At 60.1% G+C, this 12,145-nt stretch carries 8 protein-coding genes; all 8 read left to right on the top strand.

Annotation, left to right across the window (positions count from 1 at the left end):
* The first annotated feature begins 23 nt into the window (after positions 1-23).
* The 8 genes from secE to rpoC all read left to right on the top strand — a co-directional run bounded on the left by secE (position 24) and on the right by rpoC (position 12,109).
* On the top strand, positions 24-221 hold the full coding sequence (gene secE, locus CHH27_RS07970; RefSeq protein ID WP_094071114.1) for a preprotein translocase subunit SecE: 198 nt from the start codon (positions 24-26) through the stop codon (positions 219-221).
* Positions 222-275: 54 nt separating this feature from the next.
* Positions 276-806 (top strand): transcription termination/antitermination protein NusG, encoded by a 531-nt coding sequence (gene nusG / locus CHH27_RS07965; RefSeq protein ID WP_094071113.1) that lies wholly within the window; start codon positions 276-278, stop codon positions 804-806.
* Positions 807-983: 177 nt separating this feature from the next.
* On the top strand, positions 984-1,412 hold the full coding sequence (rplK, locus tag CHH27_RS07960; RefSeq protein ID WP_094071112.1) for a 50S ribosomal protein L11: 429 nt from the start codon (positions 984-986) through the stop codon (positions 1,410-1,412).
* Between the two features lie 4 nt (positions 1,413-1,416).
* Positions 1,417-2,115 carry a 50S ribosomal protein L1 gene (gene rplA / locus CHH27_RS07955; RefSeq protein WP_094071111.1) on the top strand — a complete coding sequence of 233 codons (699 nt, stop codon included), beginning with the start codon at positions 1,417-1,419 and terminating at the stop codon, positions 2,113-2,115.
* A gap of 319 nt (positions 2,116-2,434) precedes the next feature.
* Positions 2,435-2,953, top strand: coding sequence for a 50S ribosomal protein L10 (rplJ, locus tag CHH27_RS07950; RefSeq protein ID WP_094071110.1), 519 nt, complete (start codon positions 2,435-2,437; stop codon positions 2,951-2,953).
* Positions 2,954-3,013: 60 nt separating this feature from the next.
* On the top strand, positions 3,014-3,391 hold the full coding sequence (rplL, locus tag CHH27_RS07945) for a 50S ribosomal protein L7/L12 (protein WP_094071109.1): 378 nt from the start codon (positions 3,014-3,016) through the stop codon (positions 3,389-3,391).
* A gap of 287 nt (positions 3,392-3,678) precedes the next feature.
* Entirely contained in the window at positions 3,679-7,818 is a 4,140-nt protein-coding gene (gene rpoB, locus CHH27_RS07940) for a DNA-directed RNA polymerase subunit beta (RefSeq protein ID WP_094071108.1), read from the top strand.
* A 91-nt stretch (positions 7,819-7,909) separates the two neighbouring features.
* Entirely contained in the window at positions 7,910-12,109 is a 4,200-nt protein-coding gene (gene rpoC, locus CHH27_RS07935; protein WP_094071107.1) for a DNA-directed RNA polymerase subunit beta', read from the top strand.
* Positions 12,110-12,145 lie beyond the last annotated feature (36 nt).

Raw genomic sequence — 12,145 nt, 5'->3', positions numbered from 1 at the left:
GTATTTAAAAGACCGGAATCGGAATGGCCAAGACCAATCCCTTTAAATTCATCCAGGAAGTGCGCGCCGAAACGTCCAAGGTGACCTGGCCGACGCGCAAGGAAACCGCTGTGACCACCGTCATGGTGTTCGTCATGGTGCTGATCGCCTCGATCTTCTTCCTGTTGGCTGACCAGCTGATGGGGTGGGGGATCGGCTATATCCTGGGTGTCGGCAGCTGATTTTGCGCTGCTCCCCGGTTTGAAGACAAAGAACAAGAAGCGGAACTGAAATCCATGGCCAAGCGCTGGTACATTGTGCACGCCTATTCCAATTTCGAGAAGAAGGTCGCCGATTCCATCCGCGAGAAGGCCGAACAGAAAGGCTTGACCGATCTGTTTGAGGAAATCCTGGTTCCGATGGAAAAGGTCGTCGAAGTGCGCCGTGGCCGCAAGGTCGACACGGAGCGAAAATTCTTCCCGGGCTATGTCCTGGTGAAGATGGAGATGACGAACGAGGCGTTCCACCTGATCAAGGACACGCCGAAAGTCACCGGGTTCCTGGGCGCGGATCAGAAACCGATGCCGATCCCGGAAAAAGAGGCAATGCGCATAATCAACCAGGTGCAGGAAGGTGTCGACCGGCCGAAGCCGTCCGTCAGCTTCGAGGTTGGTGAGCAGGTGCGTGTCTCCGACGGTCCGTTCGCGTCCTTCTCCGGCCTTGTCGAGGAAGTCGACGACGAGCGCGCACGTCTCAAGGTGGCCGTGTCCATCTTCGGCCGCGCAACGCCGGTCGAACTGGAATTCGGTCAGGTCGACAAGCTCTGACTGTTTGCTGCCCTGGAAAGGGTGGCGTGAATGCCTGGCATGCCGCTCCTGAAGCGTGCGGGTCAGGATCCCTAAGGTGGAAGGTTCTGGGGCTCATCGCCGGGTCCCGTCAAGGACCAGACCACCACCTCCCAGGCAACCGGATTGCCGTTCGGTTGCAAATGATTGGAGAGACACATGGCGAAGAAAATTGAAGGCTTCCTGAAGCTTCAGGTGCCGGCAGGTTCCGCGACCCCGTCGCCGCCCATCGGGCCGGCACTCGGTCAGCGTGGTCTGAACATCATGGAATTCTGTAAGGCGTTCAACGCGCAGACCCAGGATGTTGAAAAGGGTGCTCCGTGCCCGACCGTGATTACCTACTACTCCGACAAGTCCTTCACGTTCGAAGTGAAGACGGCTCCGGTCAGCTTCTTCCTGAAGAAAGCTGCCAAGCTGCAGAAGGGGTCCCAGACCCCGGGCCGCGGCACTGTCGGTTCCGTGACCCGTGACCAGGTCAAGGAAATCGCAGAAGCCAAGATGAAGGACCTGAACGCCAACGACGTCGATGCAGCAATGCTGATGGTCGAAGGCTCCGCCCGTTCCATGGGCCTTGAGGTGAAGGGGTAAGATCATGGCGAAGGTTGGAAAGCGTATCAAGGAAGCGCGTGACGGCATCGACCGCAACAAGCTCTATGCCCTCGACGAGGCAATCGGTCTGGTCAAGGGCCGGTCCAAGACCAAGTTCGACGAAACCGTCGAAGTGGCGATCAACCTCGGTGTTGACCCGCGTCACGCAGACCAGATGGTCCGCGGCGTGTGTGTGCTGCCGAACGGCACCGGCAAGACCGTCAAGGTTGCCGTCTTTGCGCGTGGCGACAAGGCTGACGAAGCCAAGGCCGCCGGCGCCGACATCGTTGGTGCGGAAGAGCTGGTCCAGGAAGTTCAGAGCGGCAAGATCGACTTCGATCGCTGCATCGCGACCCCGGACATGATGCCGCTCGTCGGTCGTCTCGGTAAGGTTCTCGGCCCGCGTGGCCTGATGCCGAACCCGAAGGTCGGCACCGTGACCCCGGACGTCACCGCAGCTGTCAACGACGCCAAGGGCGGCGCTGTTCAGTTCCGCGTCGAAAAGGCCGGTATCGTTCATGCCGGCGTTGGCAAGGTGTCCTTCTCCGAAGAAGCGATCTCTGAGAACGTCAAGGCTCTGATCGACGCTGTTCAGAAGGCCAAGCCGTCCGGTGCAAAAGGTTCCTACCTGAAGCGCATTGCCGTGTCCTCCACGATGGGCCCGGGCGTGAAGATTGATCTCGCAAGCGTTGCTGGCGAGTAATCCGGGGTTCCGGATTTTGTGAAGATTTCGGCCGTAAGGCCGGATAGACCCGGCGGCAAGCCGCCGGGTTGCCCTGTCCGAGACTGCAGGTGCCGGGTGACCGGCTTAAGCTTTTTGGCCTGCATAGATGGGTGAGAACCGAATTCTCCGCCGACTGGCGGGCAACCCGGTTCGAACCAGACCTTGCCGCACGCTTGAAGCGTGAGGGTGAGGGGACAGGACCCTGAGCGTCGCCTAGAGGCGGTTCCGGGTTCGGGACCTCTTTCCGAGGCGGCAAAGGTAAACCGGCGGTGGAAACGCCGCCAAATGGAGAAGGCAAGTGGAAAGAGCGGAAAAGCACGAGTTCGTGACGGCTCTCAACGCCGAGCTGGGTAACACCGGTGTTGTTGTTGTCGCGCACTATGCAGGTCTTTCGGTTGCACAGATGACCGCGTTGCGGGCATCGGTGCGTGAAGCCGGCGGCACTGTAAAAGTCGCAAAAAACCGCCTTGTGAAACTCGCCCTTCAAGGCACCGACCTTGAGCACATCTCCGACCTGTTTCAGGGCCCGACCGTCATCGTCCATTCCGACGATCCGGTAGCCGCTCCGAAAGCAGCCGTCGACTTCGCCAAGGCAAACGACAAGTTTGCGATCCTTGGTGGTGCTCTTGGTACGACCAACCTGAACCCGGATGGGGTCAAGTCTCTGGCAACCATGCCGTCGCTCGATGAGCTGCGTGCGAAACTGGTTGGCATGATCCAGACCCCGGCTTCCCGTATGGCTCAGGTTACCGCCGCACCGGCCGGGCAGCTTGCCCGTGTCTTCGGCGCGTACGCCAAGAAGGACGAGGCCGCATAAGGCGTCCAAACACACTGTCTCACGTAACCAAACACTGGTTCGAACTAAGGTACTAAGAAAATGGCTGATCTTGAAAAGCTCGTAGAAGAACTGTCCGCACTGACCGTCATGGAAGCTGCAGAACTTTCCAAGCTTCTGGAAGAAAAGTGGGGCGTTTCCGCTGCTGCTCCGGTTGCTGTTGCTGCTGTTGCCGGTGCTGGCGGCGAAGCTGCTGCTGAAGAAGAGAAAACCGAATTTGACGTTGTCCTGGCTTCTGCCGGCGACAAGAAAATCAACGTCATCAAGGAAGTCCGTGCCATCACCGGCCTGGGCCTGAAGGAAGCTAAGGAACTCGTTGAGTCCGCTCCGAAGCCGGTCAAGGAAGGCGTTGCCAAGGACGAAGCTGAAGAGCTGAAGAAGAAGCTGGAAGAAGCTGGCGCTTCTGTCGAGCTGAAGTAATAAGGCTTTTCAAGCCTTTGGCGGTCCCGGCCTGGCCGGGACCGTTGCTTGCCCCGGCGGGTCTGACCCGTTTCCGGGGCGAACGTCCCACTAGGGCATGGTGTTGCGGTTCCCATCGAACCGTCATGTTCTAGACCCCACAGACCGATCAACGCGTCTGCTTCTTGTGAGGTCACAACAAGCAGGTTGATCTGAGGGGGACGGTTTTCCGAAGCGCCTGGGCAGTGAGCCCGATTGGACAAGGGGCGTTTCGGGAAGCCGTTACCCGGCCGATACGAGGAGCGACAATGACCCAAACGTTCAACGGTCGCAAAAAGGTCCGTAAATATTTCGGATCGATCCGCGATGTCGCGGCTATGCCCAATCTCATCGAGGTACAAAAAGCATCCTACGACCAGTTTCTTCAGGTCGACGAGATGCAGGGCGGTGGTCGCAAGAATGAAGGCCTTGAAGCGGTCTTCCAGTCCGTATTTCCGATCTCCGATTTTGCAGGCACGTCCCTGCTGGAATTTGTTTCCTACGAATTCGAAGCCCCCAAATACGACGTCGACGAGTGCCGCCAGCGCGACATGACCTTCGCAGCGCCGCTGAAGGTGACCCTGCGCCTGATCGTGTTTGATGTCGATGAAGACACCGGTGCTAAGTCCGTCAAGGACATCAAGGAACAGGATGTCTACATGGGCGACATGCCGTTCATGACCGACAACGGCACCTTTATCGTCAACGGCACCGAGCGCGTTATCGTCTCCCAGATGCACCGGTCTCCGGGCGTGTTCTTCGACCATGACAAGGGCAAGACCCATTCTTCCGGCAAGCTGCTGTTTGCCGCACGCGTGATCCCGTATCGCGGCTCCTGGCTCGACATCGAGTTCGACGCCAAGGACATCGTGCATGCCCGTATCGACCGTCGCCGGAAGATCCCGGTCACGTCGCTGCTGATGGCGCTCGGCCTGGACGGTGAGGAAATCCTCAACACGTTCTACAACCGGATCGACTACACCCGCCAGAAGGACGGCTCCTGGCGCATGCCGTTTGACGGTGCGCGTCTGAAAGGCACCAAGGCGTCCTACGACCTGATCGACGCAGACAGCGGTGATGTGGTGGTCGAAGGCGGTCGCAAGATCACCGCGCGCACGATCCGTCAGCTCGAGGAAAAGGGCATCACCGCCCTGAAAGTGACCGACGAAGATCTGCACGGCCAGTACCTGGCCGAGGACATCGTCGACACCCAGACCGGTGAGATCTATGTGGAAGCCGGCGATGAAATCACCGGCAAGGTGCTCGAGGAACTGGTCGAGCGTGGGTACCACGATCTGCCGATGCTCGACATCGACCACGTCAACACGGGCCCTTACATCCGCAACACGCTCAATGTCGACAAGAACGAATCCCGGGAGGATGCGCTCTTTGACATCTACCGTGTGATGCGTCCGGGTGAGCCGCCCACCATCGACACCGCCGAAGCGATGTTCCAGTCGCTGTTCTTCGACGACGAACGCTACGACCTGTCCGCGGTCGGTCGCGTCAAGATGAACATGCGTCTTGATGTCGAGTGCGAGGACACCGTGCGTGTTCTGCGCAAGGAAGACATCCTGGAAGTTATCCGCGTTCTTCTGGAGCTGCGTGACGGCAAGGGCGAGATCGACGACATCGACAACCTCGGCAACCGCCGTGTCCGTTCCGTCGGCGAGCTGATGGAAAACCAGTACCGCGTCGGTCTGCTGCGCATGGAACGTGCGATCAAGGAGCGTATGAGCTCCGTCGAGATCGACACGGTCATGCCGCAGGATCTGATCAACGCCAAGCCGGCTGCAGCTGCCGTGCGTGAATTCTTCGGCTCTTCGCAGCTGTCGCAGTTCATGGACCAGACCAACCCGCTGTCGGAAGTCACCCACAAGCGCCGCCTGTCGGCCCTTGGCCCGGGTGGTCTGACCCGTGAGCGCGCAGGCTTCGAAGTCCGCGACGTTCACCCGACGCACTATGGTCGTATCTGCCCGATTGAAACGCCGGAAGGCCCGAACATCGGTCTGATCAACTCGCTTGCGACCTTCGCCCGTGTCAACAAGTACGGCTTCATCGAAAGCCCGTACCGCAAGGTGAAGGACGGTGCCGTCACCAACGACGTCGTCTACCTTTCCGCCATGGAAGAAGCCAAGCACTACGTGGCGCAGTCCAACGCCGTCTATGATGACGAAGGCCGCTTCACCGAAGAGCTGATCACCTGCCGTCACGCGGGTGAAAACATGATGGTTCCGTCCGACAAGGTCGACCTCATGGACGTTTCGCCGAAGCAGCTTGTCTCCGTCGCCGCGGCGCTCATTCCGTTCCTTGAGAACGATGACGCCAACCGCGCACTGATGGGCTCGAACATGCAGCGTCAGGCCGTGCCGCTGGTGCGCGCCGAAGCGCCGTTTGTCGGCACCGGCATGGAGCCGATCGTGGCCCGCGATTCCGGTGCGGCCATCGGTGCCCGCCGTGCAGGTGTGGTCGACCAGGTCGATGCAACGCGTATCGTTATCCGGGCGACCGAGGAACTCGACCCGGGCAAGTCCGGCGTCGATATCTACCGGCTGCAGAAGTTCCAGCGTTCCAACCAGAACACCTGCATCAACCAGCGTCCGCTGGTACGTGTCGGTGACCGGGTCCACAAGGGTGACATCATTGCCGACGGTCCGTCGACCGATCTTGGCGATCTGGCACTCGGCCGGAACGTGCTTGTCGCGTTCATGCCCTGGAACGGCTACAACTTCGAGGATTCCATCCTCCTGTCCGAGCGCATCGTGTCCGACGATATCTTCACCTCCATCCACCTCGAGGAATTCGAAGTGATGGCGCGTGACACCAAGCTCGGCCCGGAAGAGATCACGCGCGACATTCCGAACGTTTCGGAAGAAGCGCTCAAGAACCTCGACGAAGCCGGTATCGTCTATATCGGTGCCGAGCTGAACCCGGGTGATATCCTGGTCGGCAAGATCACGCCGAAGGGCGAGAGCCCGATGACGCCGGAAGAAAAGCTTCTGCGCGCCATCTTCGGTGAAAAGGCCTCCGACGTTCGCGACACCTCCCTGCGCCTGCCGCCGGGGGTTTCCGGTACCGTCGTCGAAGTGCGCGTCTTCAACCGCCACGGCGTTGAAAAAGACGAGCGCGCGATGGCGATCGAGCGTGAGGAGATCGAACGCCTCGCGAAAGACCGCGACGACGAACAGGCAATCCTTGACCGCAACGTCTATGGCCGCCTGGCCGAGATGCTGATGGACAAGACCGCCGTTGCAGGCCCGAAGGGCTTCAAGAAGGACACGCAACTGACCGGGGACGTTCTGAACGACTTCCCGCGCTCGCAGTGGTGGCAGTTTGCCACCGACGACGAGAAGTTCATGTCCGAGATCGAAGCTCTGCGCGGTCAGTATGACGACAGCCGCAAGCGTCTCGAGCAGCGTTTCATCGACAAGGTCGAGAAGCTGCAGCGCGGTGACGAACTGCCGCCGGGCGTCATGAAGATGGTCAAGGTCTTTGTTGCGGTGAAGCGCAAGCTGCAGCCGGGCGACAAGATGGCCGGCCGTCACGGCAACAAGGGCGTGGTCTCCAAGATCAACCCGTGCGAGGACATGCCGTTCCTGGAAGACGGCACGCATGTCGACATCGTGCTCAACCCGCTCGGCGTTCCGTCGCGCATGAACGTCGGTCAGATCCTTGAAACCCACATGGGTTGGGCCTGCCGCGGCATGGGCCTGCGCATCGGCGAGATGTATGATGAGTACCGCAAGACCGGTGAGATCGAGAACCTGCGTGGCAAGGTCATCGAGATCTATGGCGACAACCTGAAGGGCGACAACGTCAAGGAGTTCGACGACGAAGGCGTCGTGCGCCTGGCGGAACAGCTGAAAAAGGGTGTGCCGATCGCAACGCCGGTCTTTGACGGCGCGCGTGAGCCGGACGTGGTCGAGGCGCTCAACATCGCCGGTTACAAGCCGTCGGGTCAGTCGACCCTCTATGACGGCCGGACCGGTGAAGAGTTCGATCGCCAGGTCACGGTGGGCTACATCTACATGCTGAAGCTCCACCACCTTGTCGATGACAAGATCCATGCCCGTTCGATCGGCCCGTACTCGCTCGTCACGCAGCAGCCGCTGGGTGGTAAGGCGCAGTTCGGTGGCCAGCGCTTCGGGGAAATGGAGGTCTGGGCACTGGAAGCCTACGGTGCAGCCTACACGCTGCAGGAAATGCTCACCGTCAAGTCGGACGACGTGGCCGGCCGTACGAAGGTCTACGAGGCCATCGTTCGCGGCGACGACACGTTCGAGGCGGGCATTCCGGAAAGCTTCAACGTGCTTGTGAAGGAAATGCGGTCCCTGGGTCTCAACGTTGAACTGCAACGGACGGACGCCCCAGCGATTGCCGAGGAAGAAACTGCAGACGCTGCAGAGTAACCCCGGCAACGGACCAATATGACTTGGCATGCCGGTCGCGGGGAGGGGCAAGAAAGTCCCGTCCCCGGCCGCGCATCGAAGGAGATGGATCATGAATCACGAAGTCATGAACCTGTTCAATCAGCAGGCTCCGACACAGACCTTCGACAATATCCGGATCTCGCTGGCGAGCCCGGAGAAGATCTTGTCCTGGTCTTTCGGCGAAATCAAAAAGCCGGAAACCATCAACTACCGTACGTTCAAACCGGAACGGGACGGCCTGTTCTGCGCGCGTATCTTCGGCCCGATCAAGGACTACGAATGTCTTTGCGGCAAATACAAGCGCATGAAATACAAAGGCGTCATCTGTGAAAAGTGTGGCGTTGAAGTCACCTTGTCGCGGGTTCGCCGCGAGCGCATGGGCCACATCGAACTGGCCGCACCGGTTGCGCATATCTGGTTCCTGAAGTCCCTGCCGAGCCGCATCGGTCTGCTGCTCGACATGACGCTGAAGGATCTGGAGCGCGTTCTCTATTTCGAGAACTACGTGGTTCTGGAGCCGGGCCTGACCCCGCTCAAGCAGCACCAGCTGCTTTCGGAAGAGGACTTCGTTGCCGCTCAGGACGAATATGGCGAAGACGCATTCACCGCCATGATCGGCGCGGAAGCGATCCGCGAGATCCTGATGAGCATGGATCTTGAGCGCGAATCCGAAAAGCTGCGCCAGGAAATCGCCGAGGCGACCACCGAGCTGAAGCCGAAGAAGCTGGCCAAGCGCCTGAAGGTCATCGAAGCCTTCATGGAATCCGGCAACCGCCCGGAATGGATGATCATGACCGTGGTGCCGGTGATCCCGCCGGATCTGCGTCCGCTGGTTCCGCTGGACGGCGGCCGCTTCGCGACCTCGGATCTGAACGATCTCTACCGCCGCGTGATCAACCGGAACAACCGTCTGCGCCGCCTGATGGAACTGCGTGCTCCGGACATCATCATCCGGAACGAGAAGCGCATGCTTCAGGAATCCGTTGACGCCCTGTTCGACAACGGCCGCCGCGGCCGTGTCATCACCGGTGCCAACAAGCGTCCGCTGAAGTCGCTGTCCGACATGCTGAAAGGCAAGCAGGGCCGCTTCCGTCAGAACCTGCTCGGCAAGCGCGTCGACTATTCCGGCCGTTCGGTGATCACCGTGGGTCCGGAACTGAAGCTGCACCAGTGCGGTCTGCCGAAGAAGATGGCGCTTGAGCTGTTCAAGCCGTTCATCTATTCGCGCCTCGACGCCAAGGGCTTCTCCTCGACGGTCAAGCAGGCCAAGAAGCTGGTTGAAAAGGAACGTCCGGAAGTCTGGGACATCCTCGACGAGGTGATCCGCGAGCATCCGGTTCTCCTGAACCGCGCGCCGACGCTTCACCGTCTTGGTATCCAGGCGTTCGAGCCGACCCTGATCGAAGGCAAGGCCATCCAGCTGCACCCGCTCGTCTGTTCCGCGTTCAACGCCGACTTCGACGGTGACCAGATGGCTGTTCACGTGCCGCTGTCGCTGGAAGCCCAGCTGGAAGCGCGGACGCTGATGATGTCGACGAACAACATTCTGCACCCGGCAAACGGTGGCCCGATCATCGTGCCGTCGCAGGATATCGTTCTCGGTCTCTACTACCTCTCCATCATGGCGGAAGGTGAGCCGGGCGAAGGCATGGCCTTCTCCGACATTGGCGAGATCCATCACGCGCTGGCCAACAAGGTCATCACGCTGCACACCAAGATCAAGGGCCGTTTCCGCTCTGTCGACGCCGAGGGCAACCCGACGTCGGAGATCATCGAAACCACCCCTGGCCGGATGCTGATCGCGGAACTTCTGCCCAAGCACCACGAAGTGCCGTTCGAGGTCTGCAACAAGCTGATGACCAAGAAGGACATCTCCAAGATGATCGACACGGTTTACCGTGCCTGCGGTCAGAAGGAGACGGTTATCTTCTGTGACCGGATCATGCAGCTCGGCTTCAAGAATGCCTGTAACGCCGGCATTTCCTTCGGCATGGACGACATGGTCATCCCGGACACCAAGCAGAAGCTGGTGGCCGAGACCGCGTCGCTCGCAACCGAATACGAGCAGCAGTACAATGACGGTCTGATCACCCAGGGCGAGAAGTACAACAAGGTTGTCGACGCCTGGGCGAAATGTACCGACAAGATCGCCGACGAGATGATGGCCCGCATTAAGGCGGTCCAGGTCGACGAGGAGAGCGGACGCCAGAAGCCGATGAACTCGGTCTACATGATGTCCCACTCCGGTGCCCGTGGTTCGCCCCAGCAGATGAAGCAGCTTGCCGGCATGCGCGGCCTGATGGCCAAGCCGGACGGCTCCATCATCGAGAACCCGATCATCTCGAACTTCAAGGAAGGCCTGTCGGTTCTGGAGTACTTCAACTCCACCCACGGTGCCCGTAAGGGTCTGGCTGACACCGCCTTGAAGACCGCGAACTCCGGTTACCTGACCCGCCGTCTGGTGGACGTTGCCCAGGATTCCATCATCCTTGAACCGGATTGTGGCTCCGAGCGCGGCATCACCGTGGCGCCGATCGTTGATGCCGGTAACGTCATTGCCTCTCTGGGCATGCGTGTTCTCGGCCGCACGACCGCTGAAGACGTCATCAACAACCAGACCGGCGAAGTGCTGGTGCCGAAGGGCACGCTCATCGACGAGAAGGACGTTGATGCCATCGAGGCCGCCAAGGTTCAGCAGATCAAGATCCGTTCGGTTCTGACCTGTGAAACCGAGACCGGCGTCTGTGCGACCTGTTACGGTCGTGACCTGGCACGCGGTACGCCTGTGAACATGGGTGAAGCTGTCGGCGTCATCGCCGCGCAGTCCATCGGTGAGCCGGGCACCCAGCTGACCATGCGTACCTTCCACATCGGTGGTACGGCGCAGGTTGTCGACAGCTCGTTCATCGAGTCCAATGTCGACGGCACGATCAAGATCCGGAACCGGTCGGTCAATCGCGACAGCGAAGGCAACCTGGTTGCCATGGTCCGCAACATGTCCATCGTTGTCATCGACAGCGACGGCAACGAGCGTGCCGTGCACCGTGTCGCCTACGGCTCCAAGCTGCATGTCGACGAGGGCGACAGCGTCAAGCGCGGCCAGCGCATCGCGGAATGGGATCCTTACACCCGTCCGATGCTGGCCGAAGTCGACGGTGTCGTGGACTTCGAAGACCTGGTCGATGGTCAGTCCGTTCAGGAAACGGCCGACGAGGCAACCGGTATCACCAAGCGTGTCGTCATCGACTGGCGTTCCTCGCAGCGCGGTGCCGATCTGAAGCCGGCCATCGTCATCAAGGACGCCAAGGGGGCGGTTTCCAAGACCGACCGTGGCTCCGATGCTCGCCTGATGCTGTCCGTTGACGCGGTTCTCTCGGTTCAGCCGGGTGCCACGGTCAAGGCCGGTGACGTTCTGGCGCGTATTCCGCTGGAAAGCGCCAAGACCAAGGACATCACCGGTGGTCTGCCGCGCGTTGCAGAACTGTTCGAGGCTCGCCGTCCGAAGGATCATGCGATCATCGCCGAAATCGATGGTACGATCCGCTTCGGCCGCGACTACAAGAACAAGCGCCGCATCATCATCGAGCCGGCGGAAGAGGGCGTCGAGCCCGTCGAATATCTCATTCCGAAAGGCAAGCACTTCCACCTTCAGGAAGGCGATGCCATTGAAAAGGGTGAGTATATCCTCGACGGCAACCCGGCACCGCACGACATCCTGGCGGTCAAGGGCGTGGAAGCGCTCGCCGCGTATCTCGTCAACGAGATCCAGGAAGTCTACCGCCTGCAGGGCGTGACCATCAACGACAAGCACATTGAAGTGATTGTCCGCCAGATGCTGCAGAAGATCGAGATCACCGATCCGGGCGACACGGAGTTCTTCTCCGGCGAGCAGATCGACAAGCTCGACTTCGAAGAAGCCAACCGCAAGGCGATCGACAACGCACGCGATCCTGCCAAGGGGGTTCCGGTTCTGCTCGGTATCACCAAGGCATCGCTGCAGACCCGTTCGTTCTTCTCTGCCGCCTCCTTCCAGGAGACGACCCGCGTCCTCACCGACGCAGCGGTCAACGGCAAGACCGACCCGCTGGTCGGCCTGAAGGAAAACGTGATTGTCGGCCGTCTGATCCCGGCCGGTACCGGTGGGGTCATGAAGCGCATCCGCCAGATTGCAACGCACCGTGACGACCTGATCCAGGAAGCGCAGCGTCAGCAGTCTTCGGACAGTGCCGAAGAAGGCCTCCTGGAAGACATGACGGGTGCAGCCGAATAATCGGTGCATCCTTGAAAGTTCGGAAGGCCGCCCTCG

The sequence above is a fragment of the Labrenzia sp. VG12 genome, from assembly GCF_002237595.1.
GTDB lineage: Bacteria > Pseudomonadota > Alphaproteobacteria > Rhizobiales > Stappiaceae > Roseibium.
This window is presented reverse-complemented; position numbering and strand designations above follow the sequence as displayed.